General features: G+C 72.0%; 16 protein-coding genes. 1 reads left to right on the forward strand and 15 read right to left on the reverse strand.

Going from position 1 to position 16,174, the window contains the following annotated elements:
* Positions 1–189: 189 nt before the first annotated feature.
* Entirely contained in the window at positions 190–960 is a 771-nt protein-coding gene (locus E9565_RS06835; protein ID WP_236834383.1) for a DUF6602 domain-containing protein, read from the reverse strand.
* Between the two features lie 317 nt (positions 961–1,277).
* On the opposite strand from E9565_RS06835, the gene E9565_RS06840 reads away from it, so the two are divergent.
* Positions 1,278–2,111, forward strand: coding sequence for a DUF5710 domain-containing protein (locus E9565_RS06840; protein ID WP_236834384.1), 834 nt, complete (start codon positions 1,278–1,280; stop codon positions 2,109–2,111).
* Here E9565_RS06840 and E9565_RS06845 read toward each other — a convergent pair.
* The 14 genes from E9565_RS06845 to E9565_RS06910 form a co-directional block, all read right to left on the reverse strand.
* A complete protein-coding gene (locus E9565_RS06845; RefSeq protein ID WP_236834385.1) occupies positions 2,101–3,441 on the reverse strand; it encodes a hypothetical protein in 1,341 nt (446 codons plus the stop codon). The two genes, E9565_RS06840 and E9565_RS06845, sit on opposite strands and share 11 nt — an antisense overlap.
* Positions 3,442–3,443: 2 nt before the next feature.
* Positions 3,444–3,740 carry a hypothetical protein gene (locus E9565_RS06850; RefSeq protein WP_236834386.1) on the reverse strand — a complete coding sequence of 99 codons (297 nt, stop codon included), beginning with the start codon at positions 3,738–3,740 and terminating at the stop codon, positions 3,444–3,446.
* Positions 3,741–3,848: 108 nt separating this feature from the next.
* A complete protein-coding gene (locus tag E9565_RS06855) occupies positions 3,849–4,331 on the reverse strand; it encodes a hypothetical protein (RefSeq protein ID WP_236834387.1) in 483 nt (160 codons plus the stop codon).
* Positions 4,328–4,906: a hypothetical protein gene (locus E9565_RS06860; protein ID WP_236834388.1), complete on the reverse strand. Its 579-nt coding sequence runs from the start codon at positions 4,904–4,906 to the stop codon at positions 4,328–4,330. The genes E9565_RS06855 and E9565_RS06860 overlap by 4 nt, the downstream gene beginning before the upstream one ends.
* Positions 4,903–6,816: a type IV secretory system conjugative DNA transfer family protein gene (locus E9565_RS06865; RefSeq protein ID WP_236834389.1), complete on the reverse strand. Its 1,914-nt coding sequence runs from the start codon at positions 6,814–6,816 to the stop codon at positions 4,903–4,905. Before E9565_RS06865 ends, E9565_RS06860 begins: the two co-directional genes overlap by 4 nt.
* 67 nt (positions 6,817–6,883) lie before the next feature.
* Positions 6,884–8,053: a M23 family metallopeptidase gene (locus E9565_RS06870; protein WP_236834390.1), complete on the reverse strand. Its 1,170-nt coding sequence runs from the start codon at positions 8,051–8,053 to the stop codon at positions 6,884–6,886.
* A complete protein-coding gene (locus tag E9565_RS06875) occupies positions 8,050–9,558 on the reverse strand; it encodes an ATP-binding protein (protein WP_236834391.1) in 1,509 nt (502 codons plus the stop codon). The genes E9565_RS06870 and E9565_RS06875 overlap by 4 nt, the downstream gene beginning before the upstream one ends.
* The gene (locus E9565_RS06880; RefSeq protein WP_236834392.1) at positions 9,555–11,069 is read right to left on the reverse strand and encodes an SCO6880 family protein; all 1,515 of its coding nucleotides are present in this window, start codon (positions 11,067–11,069) and stop codon (positions 9,555–9,557) included. The genes E9565_RS06875 and E9565_RS06880 overlap by 4 nt, the downstream gene beginning before the upstream one ends.
* Positions 11,066–12,640: a hypothetical protein gene (locus tag E9565_RS06885; protein WP_236834393.1), complete on the reverse strand. Its 1,575-nt coding sequence runs from the start codon at positions 12,638–12,640 to the stop codon at positions 11,066–11,068. Before E9565_RS06885 ends, E9565_RS06880 begins: the two co-directional genes overlap by 4 nt.
* A gap of 49 nt (positions 12,641–12,689) precedes the next feature.
* The gene (locus tag E9565_RS06890) at positions 12,690–13,412 is read right to left on the reverse strand and encodes a hypothetical protein (RefSeq protein ID WP_308196098.1); all 723 of its coding nucleotides are present in this window, start codon (positions 13,410–13,412) and stop codon (positions 12,690–12,692) included.
* Between the two features lie 86 nt (positions 13,413–13,498).
* A complete protein-coding gene (locus tag E9565_RS06895; protein ID WP_236834394.1) occupies positions 13,499–13,855 on the reverse strand; it encodes a hypothetical protein in 357 nt (118 codons plus the stop codon).
* Positions 13,856–13,878: 23 nt separating this feature from the next.
* Positions 13,879–14,697 carry a hypothetical protein gene (locus tag E9565_RS06900; protein WP_236834395.1) on the reverse strand — a complete coding sequence of 273 codons (819 nt, stop codon included), beginning with the start codon at positions 14,695–14,697 and terminating at the stop codon, positions 13,879–13,881.
* A 274-nt stretch (positions 14,698–14,971) separates the two neighbouring features.
* Complete coding sequence (locus E9565_RS06905) at positions 14,972–15,304, reverse strand: hypothetical protein (protein WP_236834396.1); 333 nt, start codon at positions 15,302–15,304, stop codon at positions 14,972–14,974.
* A gap of 2 nt (positions 15,305–15,306) precedes the next feature.
* Positions 15,307–15,708 carry a hypothetical protein gene (locus E9565_RS06910; protein WP_236834397.1) on the reverse strand — a complete coding sequence of 134 codons (402 nt, stop codon included), beginning with the start codon at positions 15,706–15,708 and terminating at the stop codon, positions 15,307–15,309.
* Positions 15,709–16,174 lie beyond the last annotated feature (466 nt).

Raw genomic sequence — 16,174 nt, forward strand, 5'->3', positions numbered from 1 at the left:
GGGGATCCCTCATCCGGGCACGGTCCTCGGACTCAGGAAATTAATCCGCTCGGCTGGGAACGGTGAAGGCTCCCTCTTCGCCGACCCTCCGAATGACCCTCAGAACAGCCTGGCACGCGGATCGCTCGGTCCACTCCCTGAATCGACAACTCACCGTTAGATTAGATGCAGAGTTGATAAGAGTGATCGTCAGAGTCGAAGGTCCTGTGGTATGTAGTTCTTGACGGCTATCGGACGTGTGTCGGTCTGCAGCAGCTGCTCGGAAAGCATCAAGTAGAAGATCAGCAGGGCGTTCGGCGACTCGTAGACCTTGAGGCTGCTTCCCGATGACCCGACAGTGGCGATCATCCCGTCCAATTGTTCGTTGACAAGCACGCCCTTAGAGAGGAGGCAGCCGATGTCGACCCGCTCCCAGAGGGGCAGGGTAGTCATATGGGACTTCAGTGCGGTGTTGAATTTCTTGAGGTCACCCGACTCGAGCGCGAAGAGAGCGTAGAGAGTCGGAGTGTGGTCCCACTGCCGTCCGTAGGACGTGACCACGCGCTGGATACTCCCCTGAGGGAAGTACGCCGACTTGCTGAGTTGCTTGACGCTCAGCATGTTCTTGACGATGCCCTCCGCGTCGCTGGGCCCGACCTTCGTCTTCACCTCGATCACAGCCAGGACGCCCTCCACTGGCACGAGGCGGTGCCCGTCCTCATCGCTGGAGAACAGCATGGGCGTGCGCGCCACGTCGTAGATGATCACGTCCAACTGCCGTGTGCGCTGGCCTTTACTGTCGATCACTTGGCCCTTGGTGACGCCCAGCGACGCAGGCAGGTACCGCCGAAAGAACGACCGGACGGACTCCTCCGCGGCCTCGCCCTTGCTCAGGTTGTGATCCAACGCCGTGCGGATCTTCGCAAGCGACAGGGTCATCTCTTGGGCGGCCTGCGACATGATCGCCATGAGGTCGGACATAGGGCGATGGTGCCTCCCGGGGCTGACAAGTTCGTCGCCGCGATGGCTGGCGCGCGTCGCCGCGACGGCTAGGGCCGACTCAAGGCACGGGCGACCTAGAAGGAACACCCGAGTAGAAGCGGCTCATCGGCGTGTGCGGACGTCCCACAAGCGGATCGGCTTGCGACGCACGCCGGAGGATGGACGATCGGACTCCGGGCATCGCTGATCCCCGTGTTCCCCACACGGTCCGCTGCCCCCGACGCCATGCGTCTGGCCACGGTCTTGTCGGGCCCCTGTTGCATAGTCATGGCCCCCGAGTAGTACGGAGTGTCGGGATGGCCGAGCGCCTATGGCTCGATGTGCCCTATGGCGAGAAGGACGCCGCCAAGTCGGCCGGCGCGCGCTGGGATCCCGACGTTCGTCGCTGGTACGCGCCGCAGGAGGCACTGGTGCCGCAACTGGCGCGCTGGGAGCCCCGGATACCGGAGCTCCTGCCTGGGGAGGACCGCAGCTTCGGCCAAGGCCTGTTCGTCGACCTGGTGCCTTCGACGTGCTGGTTCACAAACGTCCGCAGCTGCGTCGAGGCAAGCCAGTGGGACGCACTCCGGTCCATGGTCTACCGGCGGGCCCGCAACCGCTGCGAGGCCTGCGGCGCTCCGCGCGGCCGCGAGCGCCAACGCCTGGAAGCCCATGAGCGCTGGGAGTACGACGAGACTACCTACACCCAGACGCTGCGGCGCCTGATCGCGCTGTGCTGGTCCTGCCACCGGGCGACGCATTTCGGCTTCGCCGAGGTCACCAGCACCTCCGCCGAGGCAAAGGCCCACCTTCGGGCGGTCAACGGCTGGTCGGCCGTCGAGGTGGACGCCCACATCGACCGGGCCTTCGCGCTGTGGAACAGGCGGTCGACGAATCAGTGGCGGCTCGACCTAGGCATGTTGACGAACGCCGGCATCAAGGTGGTCGAGCCCCCTGCTCCCAGGTGTCGGAGTGAGGAGAGCGCAGCGCGTCTGGCCATCAGGCTGCCGGTTCTGCCCACGGCAGCACGAGGTGAACAAGGCCGCCACACCACCACGACGCACCGATGCGACGCCGAAGGCCGCTCCGGACCCGAGCCGCCCCGCCGGAAGCTCTGGGAGCGTATTCGCGGAGCCCTCACTAGTCAGTAGCGGCCAGGCCGCCTGCGCCTGGCGCCGGGGTGTTGATCCCTTGCACACACCGGGATCCTGCGATGGCCTCGGCCACGTTGTCGGCGTGGCTGAGCAGGCGCTCGCCAGCGCCGGGCGCTCGAGCCCGCTCGGCGTAGTGCCCGGCGAGGTGGCGCTGACTCGGAGTGGCCGGGGACGCGGCACGGTTGACCGCAGCGGCCAGGCTGCTCGACAGTGCGCCGGCCGAGGCCAGCGCGCGACCGAGGCGGTCGAGATCAGCGCCGCGGGCCTGTACGCGGCGGCCGGCGATGACGTCCCGCACCCGGTCCTCGGGCATGTCCTCCATGCGCGGCAGGTCTCGGGCGGCGGCAAAGAGTCGGCCGGTCCGCGACCAACGGTCGACGGCCGCGACGAGTCGGTCGGCGAGGACGGGAAGCTGGTTGGTCACCTCCTGGACCGTGCGGGTCAAGCGCGGGAGGTCGCCTCGGTCGCGGAGCGCGCTGAGGTCGGCGTTGGACCCCAAGTCGTTGCGAAGCGTGTCGGCGAGGGTGCGCGCCCAAGGAACGACGCCGTGAGGGTCAGTGGGCCCGGCTCGGTGGCCATCCTCGAAGGTCATGCTGATCCGGCCCGTGAGTTCCCAGGCGACGGCTGTCAGCAGGGGCCGCATGCCTTCGTGACCCGCCGCAGCGGCTACGACGGACGCGGCGCAGTCGCTCGTGATTTCGGCGGCGGCGACAGCGGCGCGGAAGCCGCGCAGGGCCAGGCCGTCGGTGCGCAGGGCTCTGTCCAGCGCGGCGGTGAGCGCCGCCGCGGCATCGACGGCGGCCAGCTTCTCGCCGGCTCGTGGGAGGCCGGACACGGGCACCAGGCGATCGAGGACGGCCGCGCCGTTGGCCGTCGGCGGGTCGGCCTGGGCGTCGCGCTCGACGGCTGCGGCCAGCCTCCGGACGGCGGCCAGCTCGGCGACCGCAGCCTGCGGCAGCAGCCGGTGCGCCAGCCGGGCGCAGTGGTCGGCAGCTTCGGCAAGTTCGACGGTGACCGCCCACCGGTGGCCGCGACCCATGCTGGCGCGGTCGCGGCCGATCACGTCGGCGGCCGCGCCGGCCAGGTCGGTCAGCGGTCCGCCGGTGCGCGGCCAGAGCCGGCCCACCGTCGTGCAGGCAGCGGTCAGCTGGGCGGCGGTCTGCTGCCGGCGGCTGACGCCAGCGGTGAGCCCGTCCTGGGTCATGCCAGCGATGGCGCGGCCGAGGTGGGCCATCGCTCCGGTGACGTCCTCGATCGCCGCGACGGTGGTCGGCGCCGCGGTGCGTTCGGCGAGCGCGTCGAGCAGCTGCTGCAGGCTGGTGGCCATGATCAACGCAGCTGTCGCAGGGCGCGGCGGGCTGCGCGGGCCGCGTCGATGACGTAGCGGGTCGCAAAGGTCTCCCGGTCGACCAGGCCGAGCGCGCCCATTGCGGCGCGGATGCTGGCGCGGGGGTCGTTGTCGACCAGCGGGACAGGTTCTGCGTGCCCACCGGCCAGCTCGAGGAACTCGGCGGCCTGCATGCACTCCAGGGCGATGTGTGCGGGGACTTGCTCTCGGTCGGCGCCGACGGCGTCGAGCAGGGAGGCGGCGTAGCTGAGCGGGTCGATGCTCGCCTCGACGGTCACGGCGGCTCTCCTTCACTTGGTGGACTGCGCCGAGGCTGGGTCGCCGCGGCCGGTGAGTGGGGATGTGGCGATCAACCTGTGGATCGCGGCGGGGCTGTGCACGACCGGTTATCTGGGCGGCGGCGTGACTGGTCCGCCGTCTGCATCGGGAACGGGCAGGGCGGCCGGGCAGTCGTCGAGCAGTCGCCAGTGCAGCTCCCGCGCCGGATGCCGGTCCGGCAGCGGGGCGGCGGCGAGGGCGGGCAGCCGGGAGGGAACGTCGTAGCCGGCGGCCGCGGCGCGGGTGAGGGCTGCGGACAGGGGCCGCCAGTCCGGACCAAGCAGAAGACGCGGGTCGATCCGTTCGGCGACGGCCTCCCACTCCGAGCACCCGGGCTCGCCATCACCGACGACCGGCTCGCTCTCGAGTTCGGCCGCGATGCGCACGATCTCTGCCGCGATGGACCGCCGCCGAGCCGCGGTCGCGGCGTCGAGCCACGCGGCCAGCAGCCCTGGAGTATGTCGAGTCATCCACTGCCGGCTGACCCGCACACCGCCGAGCAGCGTGACCCAGTCACGGTCCGGACGGCCGGTGTGGGGAGCCTCGGTCACGAGACATCTCCTTCGTCGCCGTCCGGGGCGACCGCGTCCGGTGCGCTGCGAGATGGCTGATCTCCGGTGTCGGCGTCGAAGCGGCGGCGCCGCTCCGCAACAGCGGACGGAGTGCGGTAGTCGGCGTCCCAGGACCGGGCGGGCCAGTCGACATGTCGACCGGGTGGGCAGCCCAGGCCCTGTCGCTCGTTCATGCGGGCGTAGAAGCCGGGCAGGGCGTAGCGGTGCCACTCCTCCATCGGATGGGGAACCGTGGCGTCGGCCGCCGCGGCCCGCATGCACGCGATGACTGCGAGCTCGCGGACCAGTGCCGGGTGGGCCGGCCAGCAGGAGGGGACGACGTGCGTGGTCTGCCAGGCGTAGGTGTGGTTGAGCCAGCCGGCGACGTCGTCGATCCACGACCACAGCTCCCGGCGCACCTGGGGAGAGCAGGTCGCTGGGTCCCACGGCCGGTCGAGCAGCCCGTAGGCCGATGGCTCGAGCCCGGACAGCTCGGCCTGCCGCAGCATCTCCAGCGCGTGCCGGACCCAGCGTGGCGGTCGCGGAAACGGGGGCGCCAGGAGGATCTCGGTCACGACGCCTCCCAACTCGCGGGCATGGTCCCTGCGGCTTCAGCCGTCGCCTCGGAGGGGCGGCGGGCGTGCTCCCCTCCCCCGGTGCCGCGGCCGCGCGCGGCCACAACCCGGTCGCGGGCGGCCGCCTGGGCGGCCAGGAGCGCGGCGCCGCGGCGCCCCGTGAGGCACCGGGTCAGACGGGCGATCAGCGGCGGCGCGTTCTCTGCGAGCACCAGCGCCCGGCCGGGCGGCAACAGGCGGATCTCCTCCGGGCGCAGCACGGGGGTGTCCTCGCCGTGCGTAGATCGTGACCAGCCCGCTCCCCGGTAGCTGTAGGAGGAGCGGCGCACGCGGGTCCGGCCGATCAGCTCGGAGAGCTCGCGGTAGAAATCGCCGTCCTTGCCGCCGCCGAAGGCGATCACGACGTTGGTGAGGCCGAACAGGGCCCGGGCCTCGTGCTCGCCGTAGAGCAACACCAGCTGCCGCCAGGTCTGGGCGGCGTAGATGTAGCTGACGCCCAGTGCCCGGTCGTTGGCCATGCGAGTGCGCAGGGTGGGCAGCGGCGCGGTGGACGGCAGCTCGTCCAGACAGGCCAGCAGCGGCGGGCACAGTCGGCCGGTCCGCGAGCCGGCGGCGAGCTGTAGCGCGGTGTCGAGCACGTGCTCGACCAGCGCGGTCAGCAGCGGGGACGCCGAGGCGTAGGGGTCGTCGCGGCCGAGCAGGTAGACGGTGCCGCCGGCGGCGAGCAGACCGGCGACGTCGGCGGCCGGACGGCCGGGCCCAGGAGTGCAGCGGCGGCGGATGTCGGCCTGGAAGAACAAGGACAGTGCCTGCTGCACGGTCGTGGCGGTGTTCCCGGCGGTGCGCGGATCGCCCTGCAGGGCGCCGTGCAGCAGCCCGTCCCACAAGGGCGCGGCCTGCGGGTGGCCGCGCAGGATGTCGGCCGGCGCGGTCGCCGCCTGCGGATGGGCCGCCCACTCGAGGACGTGCTCGACCGTGCCACCGGTCAGCGCGGCGGCGTGGAAGTAGGCCTGCAAGACCTTGGCCGCCTCGAAGGCGTAGAAGCGAGCCGCGCCGTCAGAGACCCCCCCGGTGACCGCGCTGGCGACGGTGCCGGCGGTGAATGCCTTGGCCCGACGCTCGGCGACCATCGGATCTGCGCAACCGGCGACCGGGTCCCACAGCAACTCGGGCACTCCCGGGACCGAGCCGAACGGGTCGCACACGGCGACCGGCCGCCCGCCGTCGGCACGGGCGTCGAGGGTGAGCAGCAGGTCCTCGGCCTTGGTCAGCGTCACGACGGCCGCCCCGGGCGCGTCCAGCAGCGCCGGGGCGAGCAGGTCCAGGGTCTTGCCCGAGCCCTGCGGGCCGTAGACGCCGGCGGTCCGGTCGAAGGGCACCCACAGCTCTCCCCCGGCGGGGACGGCGCAGGCACCCAGTCGCCAGCCCACGGCGTGCGGCTCGACGGACCGTCCGGCTCGACCCGCGGAAGCGGGCATGTCGGGCCGGACCACGGCAGCGGCGCGACGCAGCCGGGAACGGCCGAGGACCTGCTCGACCTGGTTCCGGTCGGCCATTCCGGTCGGCGTCCCGAGCACCCGCCGGCCGGCCCAGACGGCACCTCCGCTGGCGCCGAGGAAGGCGAGGAGCAGGACGCCGATGACGGCGTAGACGGCGGGGGTGCCGGGCAGCGCCGCCGCCTGAGTCGCGTCGAGGCCGGTGTCCGGATCGCCGGCCAGCAGGCCACCGACCGAGGCAGCCAGGGCGGCGCCATCGGTCGGCCAGACCCAGCCGCCGCCGGCGAGCACGGCGGCCACTCCGCGGCCGACGGGCAGCAGCAGCCCGGCGGCGGCCAGCCAGGCGAGGACGGCTGCGGCTGGGACCTCCCAGCTCGCCGGGCCCACGTCTGCGCGCGCGCCTACGCCGGTCATCGCCGCCGTCCGTACGTCGTCCTTTGCATGGCTCCTCCTGTTGGGCCGGAAAGGGGGCACGAGCAGGTCAGCCCGGGTTGGGCGCACTCAGGTCGACGCCGCGATCGGCCAGCCACGGCACCGGATCGATCGCCGCGCCGTCCTGGCGGACCTCGAAGTGCAGGTGGACACCGGTGCTGTTGCCGGTGGATCCCTGGAAGCCGACCAGCGTCCCGGCGCTGACGTGCTGGCCCGCAGTCACCGTGTAGGCCGAGAGGTGCCCGTAGCGGGTGGTCACCCCGCCGCCGTGGTCGAGCTCGACGAGGTTGCCGTAGCCGGCCAGCCCCAGGCCGCCGTCGCGGTCGCAGTAGGCGCTGGTGCAGGCGGCGGTGATGACGGTCCCGCCGGCGGCGGCGTAGACGGGGCTGTCGCGGGGGCCGGCGATGTCGACCCCGGCGTGCAGGGTGCGCCAGCGAAGCCCATAACCGGAGGTCACCGAGCCGGCGCTGGGCCGGATCCAGGTCCCGGCGGCGACCGGCAGGTCCGGGCAGACGCCGGACGCGGCGCCGGCCGGATTGGCCGCGGTCCCCTGGGCGGCCGGCCACAGCATGCCGGTCAGCTCGCGGCCGAGCGGCTCCCAGCGGGCGTAGGCGCCGCCGGCGGCCGAGATCTGCACCGCTTGGGCCGCCTGGGTGAGCGGGATGGTCCTCCAGTTCGGCACATCGGCCAGCCGGTCGTAGAAGGCGGCGGCGGCGTAGACGGGGTCCATGAGCTGGGTGACGGTGCCCCAGCCGGCGATCCAGCGCTGCTGGAAGGTGTTGACGCTGTCGTGGTCGGAGCCGAGGCCGTCGTGCGCGTACTGCAGGCTGGTGGCCGTCACCGCGGCCTGTTCGGCGGTGAGTTCGGAGCTGCTGCCGTCGTTGGCCAGCATCCGGATCCGGGACTCCTGGTAGGCGGTGGCCAGCGCCACGGTGGCCGCATACGGCTCGAGTCCTTGCGCTACGGCGACGTTGACGATGGTCTGTGCGTGGCCCATCTGGACGGCGTCCAGTTCGATGCCGGCGACGGTGGCGCCGGTGCCGCCGATCGAGCAGGCCGACGACGCGGCCGCCGTCCGGGTCTCGGGGGCCGCGATGACCGCCAGAGGTATGAGCAGCAGGGTGAGCCCGGCGAACAGCGGGACGGCGGCTGGTGCAACGGCCCTCCACAGCCATCTCTCCGCGTACGCCCGTGCGATGGACTCCGCTGTCCCGCTCATCGCGGGCCTCCGGCGGTGAGGGCCTCGTTGGTGTAGGTCAGCCGCAGCTCGGGCTCGGTCAGGACGGTCTGCACCTTGAAGGCCCGATCCCCGACCAGCCACAGTGCGCGGCCCTTGCCGGCGACCGCCCAGCCGGTGACCACGCGCTGGGCGATCGGCGCCAGGCCGAGCAGGCCCCCGAGCTCGTCGCCGACGGCCTGGTCCTGCCCGTGCAGCACCTTGACGTCGCACAGGTGCAGCAGGTCTCGGGCGATGGCGACCGCCTGCGAGGTCGCGTCCCCGGCGGTGAGCATGTCGGAGGGCTTGTGCGCCAGCAGGATCTGCACGTCGGCGTCGCGGCGGGACAGCCGGAGGTTGGCGTCCAGGCTCTTCATCGCCTCGGCACCCAGGCGCATTTGCCGCCACGTCTCGTCGCGGATGACGATGCGCAGGTCCCCGGGCTCGGCGATCTCGCGCATCGCCTGGCCCCAGGAGTTGAGGCAGGTCAGCGCGATGCCGACGGCCTGGTCACCGAGCGGCTCGACCCGGGACAGCGACAGCGACTGGATCGGGGCGCGCCAGTCGACGGCGATGGTGGTGTGGTCGTCGAACAACCCGGCCAGGGAGCCCTTGACCAGGGCGCCGAGAGCGTCGCGGAGAGTGCGGGTGGCGTCGATGAAGTGCCGCCGGTCGGCGTAGCGGCAGCCGGCGACGAGCTCGTCGGGAGGCTCGTCGAGTGCCCGCCACAGCTGCGGGATGGTGGGCTCGGTCAGCCGGGTGGCGCCCGAGCGGTAGCCGGTGAGCAGCCGCAGCGCCTCCCCGACCGCGGTCTCCTCCACCGGGCCGAACGGCACCGCCTGCGAGCCGATCAGGCCGCGCAGCAGCACCAGCCACCGGGCGAACAGGAGCGCCTCGCGGCGCCGGGCCTCGGCGGCGTCGAGGCGGTCCCAGCCGTGCCCGAGCGGGCCGAAGGCCAGCGGGTTCACCCGGGTCGGCAGGCCGTGACCGATGACGAACGGCTCCACGCCGAGTGCTCTGCAGAGGGGCTCGTACTCGTCCTTGGTGTCCCCGAGGATGAGAGTGCGATAGCCGTAGGCGAGCATCCGCAGCGCGAAGGCCTTGACGGTGGCGGACTTGCCGCGGCCGGGCTTGCCGAAGACGACGACGTTGGGGTTGGTGACCGGGAGATCGTCGTCGGTGACCCAGCCGACCGGATCGCAGTAGAACGCTCCGCCGGACAGCAGGTCGAGTCCCATCTGTGCGCCGGTGGGCGGTAGGCCCGAGGTGGCAATCAGGGGCCACACCACCGGCGTCTGCTCCGACGTCATCCGCCACACCGACAGCGGCGCCAGCGCCGCCGCTCGGCCACGACCACGTCCGCGGGGGCCGCGGCGGGGCACCAGCTGGGTGAACGGCCCCCGTTCCCGTGCCGCGGTCTCGACCGCGGGCACGGCGGGCAGCCGGTGGCCGAAGTCGTCGAGCAGGACAGCGACGTCCCGGCCACGGCGGAAGGGACGGCGGCTCATCCTCGGCCTCTGCGGTCCGGCAGCCCAACGCCGAGGGGAATGGCGGCAGCGGCGAAGGCGGAGTCCTGCGCCAGGTCGAGTCGCAGCGGCACGAAGCCGGCGGCCCGGACCGAGGCGGACAGCCGGCGGCCGTGCTCGACCACCGGCCACGTCGCCGGCACGGTGACGCAGGCCGCCGCGGCGACGCGCACCAGAGCACGGCCGGCGGTGAGCTTCTCCTCGGCGGCACCGACCCGCTCGGTGTCCCGCCGCTGCCGGGCCCGCTGCCGGAAACCCATCCGGGCGCGCATCTCGTTGCCGGTGGTGGCGCTCATCTGCTCCCGACTGACCACCCGGGTCGCCCGGGTCAGCGGCAGCGGGTCGAGGAAGACGGTCAGGCAGCGCCGCTCCCCCGCCACCGTCGGCACGAGCACCGGGGCGAGCGCGCCGAGCACCGCACCGGAGTCGGGCAGCAGGATCGTGTCGGTCACCGACGCCCAGGCGTCGTGCAGGTAGTGCCGCACCTCGGCGCGCGCCATCGTGGGTGCCGCGGCGGCCATCGGCACCCCGGTGGCCAACTGCTGGCTGGAGGCGGCCGCCAGGTCGGCGGCGACCAGCTCGCCACGGTCACCCGGGGCGAAGCTGGTGCGCACCGCGGCGGCGAGCTGTGCGGAGTCGAGCCAGGACACCGTCGTGCAGCCGACGGGTCCACGGAGCGCGGCCTCGACCTCTGCCATCACCGAGTGCAAGACCCGGGCCCGGCCGTCCACGCCCCCGCCGGACTCCCTCGCCGCCCGGGCGATCCGTCCCTCGCCGACCACGACGGTCACGAACGCTTCGGTCCGTACCGCGGCCGGCGTCAGCGTTGCGCCCAGCAGCGCGTTGACCCGCGCGGCGAGCGTCGGCGCGTCAGGGTGGGTGTGAGCGCGTTCCCAGGCGGCGCGCTCCGCGCCGTCGTCGGGCACGGTGCGCACCTGCAGGACGAGCACGTCGATCAGCTCGGTGCGGGCGGCGAGCTCGCACATCTCGGCCAGGCCGGCGCCCATCCGGTCCCGCTCGCCCGCCTCGGCGAGCCCGATGCCGGGATGGGCAATCGACGCCACCGCTGCCCAGGTCCGTGCGGCGCAGTTCTGCACGATCACCGGCCGGGTGAACAGCTGCCCGAAGGGCGGCCCGTCGTGAGTGCGGATTCCGGCGAGCACTCCCGGCAGGTCGGCCTCGGACAGGTCGTCGGCCGTCCCCGCTCCGGCCCGTGAGCCGAACGCCGCCCAGCCCATGGCTCCTCCGATCGCGTGCAGACAGAGGTCGCCGAACCAGCGGCCGGCGGCACGGCCCCGGATGGGCACCAGCAGCACGGCGGCCAGCAGCGCCCACACCGGCAGCCAGCCGACGAACAACCCCCAGGCCTGGCCGTTCAGGGCCAGCAGCGCCGGGACGCCGGCGAGCGTCACCAGGGCCAGCTGCGCGCCGGTCATCCCGAGGAACCAGCCGGAGACGTCCTTGGCGTACTCGCCGTAGCGGTGTGCGCTCATGCGGCACCGTCGTCGGCAGGAGAGTCAGGCCGCCCCCGCGGAGCGGGGGAGTCGGATTGGGCAGACCCGCCGCGTCCGGCGCCGTTGGCCCGCTCCGCGGGCCAGCCAACAGCCGCTGCGCCGTCCGCGAGGGACGACCACAGCGGATCAGGAGTCAGGGCGTCTTGGCCGTCCCCGTCCAGACGCGGCGACGCGTCGTCCTGTCGTGAGAGCGCGGTTGCGCGAGCGTGCCCGTTTCCCGCCACGGAAGCCCGGCCCCGAACTGACTGCCCGTAGTAGGGCGCGGTGTGTCCGATGCCAGCTCCAGAGAGGACGTCGGCCGCCGAGGCGGCCACCCCAGCGGCCAGACGGCCGGCCGTGGAGGTGCCCGTTGTCAGCGCACCCAGCGCGCCGGCGAAGCGACCACTGGTCGCGGCGTCGGCTATCGACTCCCCCTGCGCGCGGTCTCCAACCAGCTCTGCCGCGGCTCCGGAGGCCGCAACCCCACCGGAGGCGGCGACAGCGGCGGCCCCCGCAGCACGACCACCTCCCCCGCCGAGATTGCCCAGTGCGCCCATGACTCCGCCAGAGGCGGCCAGGGACGAACGCAGAGCCGCGCCGCTGGAGGTACCGGGGTCGACGAAGGCCAGCAGCCGGAACAGCGCCAGCGGGCAGATCGCGCCGAGCAGAATCAGCAGGCAGCCGACCACCGCCATGCCGACCGCTGCCTCTGTGCTCGTTTCCTCGGCCCCGCTGACGATGCCCTCGGTGATGGTGACGCCGACACCAAGGATGAGGACGGCGACCGGGGCGACCAGCAGCGCGGCGAGGAACCAGCGCAGGCTGCGCCAGAACCAGGCGCTCGAGGACTGTGCTAACAGGCCGCCGGCCGAGATGGCCGAGGTCGCCGCCAGCACGATCAACGCCGCCTCGCGGACCAGCATCAGCAGCAGGTAGCCGACGCTGGCCGGCACCAGGAGGAAGATGGAGCTGACTCCGAGAACGGTGGCAACCGTGCCGTCGACCACGTCGCGGCCCACGCTGATCGACGGGTCAAAGGCGGCCAGAGTGTCGATGTCGAGCAGGCTGCGCAGCAAGGCGGTGATCAGCCCGGAGACGCCGGTGACCAGCAGCGCCGCGATGCCGACGTAGCTGACCCAGACCAGCCCGAACTGCAGCAGGCCGATGAGCAGCCGGCCGAGGGCCTGCCCGTCCCGGCGTGCCGCCGCGACACCGAGTTGCACCATGGCCATCAGCGCAGCCACGGCCGCGCCGATGCCGAAGGTCACTGGATAGACCCCGGCCAGCGGGCCCCCGGCGGACAGGTCAGGGGTGGCGAGCGCGTCGATGACCGAGAAGGCCAGGCCCAGCAGCCACAGCCCGGCCTCCCACAGCGACAACATGGCGCTGATCCATACGTCGGCGACCACGGCTCCGGCTGCCTCCCCGATCACGCAGAACGGGTTGGTCGGCAGACACGACAGCGCCTCCTCAGGCGATGACGGATCGGCCGGGAACGCCGACACCACCGCCGTGTCGGCCAAAGCGGGAGTGGCGATTGCCAGCCAGCCCACGGCCGCCAGCACGAGCACGACGAGAGCTCTCAAGCGGGCCGATCGGATCCGCCGTCGCGGCTGCGGCCTAGACATGACGCAGATCCCGCCAGCCAGCCGCGATCGCGGTGTCGGTACCCGGCCAGACCGACGGCGCCGGCGCGGGCTCCGGCCCGGCACCGATCACCCACCGATCCCCCACCCATGCCATGCGCTGGCAGTCGGCGATCGCGATCCGCGAGGTCTGCTCGACGGTGACGGTGAACTCGAGGTTTACGCACACCACCGCGAACTGCGGACCCACCGTTCCCTTGATCAACCCCATCGCCGGTCGGACAACGATGGCCAACTGCGGCGACCCGGCGTTGGACAGCCCGGCCGCCGACAGAAGGCTCGCCATGCCAGCCACCCCGGACCACGTCTCCGCGGTCGGGCCGCCAGGGGCAGCCCATTCGCTGATGACACGCCGCACACCGTCCATCGAGCCGGTCTGCATCGCCGTCACGTCGATCGCGGCCAACTGCGCCAGGGCACCTTCGGGAGTGCGGGGAAAGCCGGTGGGCACGTCAGCCGGGCCGTCGGCCGTGGTGCGCGGCAACTCGATGACACCCGCGGCCTGCCGCGACACCGGACCTGGCAGCGCGTCGTCCGGGTCGACGGTCGGCATCGGCGTCGCGGCCAGGGCATCTCGGGACGACGTATCCGTGGAAAGCCCATCTCGCTGTCGCGCAGCGTCCGCTGAACCCGGCTCCTCCTCGCTCAGCACCCCGACGACCGCGAGAACCACGCCGGCCAAGACGGCCAGCGCCACAAGGGCAGCGACCACAACCAGCGTGAGAAGTCGACCAGGTCCCCACTCCGGGATAGCGCTTCCCCGGACGTCTCGGCGGCGGTGCATCACGTGCACCCGCTGCCGGTGATCGAGTCCAGGATGACGAGGATGACCGTGTAGGCGATGGCCACCATCACCACCACCGCGACGCCCATGGCCCCGTACCGGGAGGCATGCGGATGGGAGAAGATCCGCCCGACGAGGATCGACCCGAGGGACACGACAGCGCCGATGCCGATCAGCGCCAGCACGCCCCACTTCACCCAGGCGGTCACGTCGTCGGCGAAGCCCTGCATCCCGGGCGGTGCCTCGGGGCAGACCGCCGCGCTGATTTCGGCCGGCGTCGCAGTCGCCGGCCCGGCATCCAGCACGACGAACCCGGCAAGGACGAACACGACGCTTGATGCGGCCCGCACCGCCACGGCGGTGCTCCTGCGTCCGGCGGTCACGGAGTCTCCCCCGCCGGGGCCACGAGTGCGGCCAACGACCGACCGGCGGCCGCCACTGGCTTCGGTAGCCTGTCGCCGGTCAGCCCGGCAACCTGCAGTCGCCGGTCGATCGGCACTGGGACCACCTGTCCCCGCGACCGCAACTCACCAAGCCGCGGACCGCAGCTGACCTCCACCAGCCGGGGCCAGCGGGCCGGGCCCACCGCGGCGACCGCCGCCTCGCCGTCGACGGCGGCGAGCAGCTGCTCGGTCTGCCGGACCCCCGGCACCGTAACCCGGGTGACGACAACCATCGCGCCGCAGGCGAGTGAGCCGGGTGAGTCGAGCAGCGCGCAGGTCAGCGACCAACCCGAATCGACCACCGCCAGTCGAGCCGCGTCGTCGATTTCCGGAAGCGGGGGTAGGTCTCCGTCGGCTGGATTCCGAGTAAGGCGGATGACGTCGAGTCGACCGCGGCGACCGCTTCGCCAGTCCCCGTCCGCGCCCATCTCGATGGCCGGGGCCGCCGCCAGCCCTGACCGGAGCGGCCCGGCGTAGTCGACCAGCTGTACCCGCCGAGCTTCCGCCAGCCCTTCGGCGACTGCCAACGCGACCGTGGAAGCGCCGGCCCCGGCGTGAGCGGCAACAACCAGGACGACAGGGTCGCCGACGTCGAATGCTGCCCAGGGGATCGAACTGGCATCCGGCCGGAAGGCAGTGACGGGACCCGCAGCGCGCGACTCCTGGCCTCTCCAAGCGACGTCGAGATCGTTGAGGTCGTCGAAGATCCCTAAGCGGATCGCGATGACGGCCGCGCGCATCGCCTCGACCGTCATCGGCCGTGCCCGACAGGAAGTCAGTGGGTCCGCGATCGCCATCGATCCCGACGGCGGCGCGTCACGGCTCATCCGACCGCGCCTCGATCCCCGATGCGGGGCTGGGGTGTGCATGCGCCGAACGTGGCGCTCGTACCTCTAGTTGTTCTCCAGTCGGCTATGCCACAGGGGTCCCTGGCGATATGGGGCATGCACTAGCGCAGCGTGTGATGACAGCCATCCGCGCAACTGCCGATTTGCCGGAGGCTTACTGGGGACACACCGCGCGGCACATCTAGGGTTCGTCGTCGTTGTCTTCAAGCCGACGACGCGGGAGGCCCGACTCGCCGCGCAACACCGGGCCGACGCAGCGCTGGCAGCTCTCGTCACTGCCGGGGTCGAACTCCATCGGGTATTCAACCTTCACCGGCGCACCGCAGACCGCCTCGCGGTACAGCATGCTGGAGTCGTAGATCACTGGCCGGCGAAGCGGCTTCCGCTCATGCAATGGTACCGCCACGGCATGGACGGGACCTGGCTCAGCGGGCAGAACCGACTCGACGTACTGGCGGTCCTCGGGGTCCCGCACGCGGTCGTAGCGGCTCGAGCCGCAGCGGTAGGTCGCCATGATCAAATCTTGGGACTCACTCGCCGAGGCCGCGTGATCTCCTCGACGGTGAAGTCGATGATCCGGTTCCGTAGCTGTTCCTTGAGCTGATAGCCCTCGAACCGGGCGGACTCCTCGGAGTGAAACCGGTAGGCGCTGCCCCGGAACCGGGTGAATCGGCCACCGAGACTTCCCTCGCCGTAGTACAGCTCCGGCGCGTCGCGCAGCACCACTCGCACCACCCACTCGCTCTCGGCTGGCCGCTCCTCGTCCTCAGGCCGCCACTCAACGGGCTCTCGGTTGGCGAGCCGCACCAGGTGCTGTCCGCACACGGGGAGCTGCTCGTTGCGCCCCTCTGGAGTGATCCGGTCCGTGATCCAGGCGGTTTCCGCTTCGCGGGTGCAGTTCTGCGAACGGCAGCGCATGTGCGACCTCCCCGCCGACACATGGCCGGCATCTTTGGTGAACCCTCCGGCGGGGAAGGTAGGGCGCGCCTGTGACAAGAACGCCGAACCGGCTTCGCAACTCCGTGCTAGTGCGCCACCTCGCCCACCGGCTGAAATCACCGCAGTCAGCAGAGCCCTACCGGTCCTGTTCAACCGGGTCCCAGGTCAAGGGCGAGTAGCCAGCAGGTTGGACACCGTGCTGGTCGCCTGCAGGTGCTGTCCCATCTGGGAATCCAGGCGGCTACCGAGCCCGACGAGGTCGGCCAGTCGGCCGGCCACATCAGTGGTGAGCAGCGGTTCATGGCGAGCCACCCGATTGCGAAGGTCGTGCAGACGCCGTACGGGGTGTCCCGCCCCGGGTCTGATGGAGGCTCTCAATCCACGTGAGGATGAGAGTCATGGCGGCACCGAGGAAGTACCCCGACGAGCTGCGGGAGCGGGCGAC

Source organism: Blastococcus sp. KM273129, from assembly GCF_021698995.1.
Lineage (GTDB): Bacteria > Actinomycetota > Actinomycetes > Mycobacteriales > Geodermatophilaceae > Blastococcus.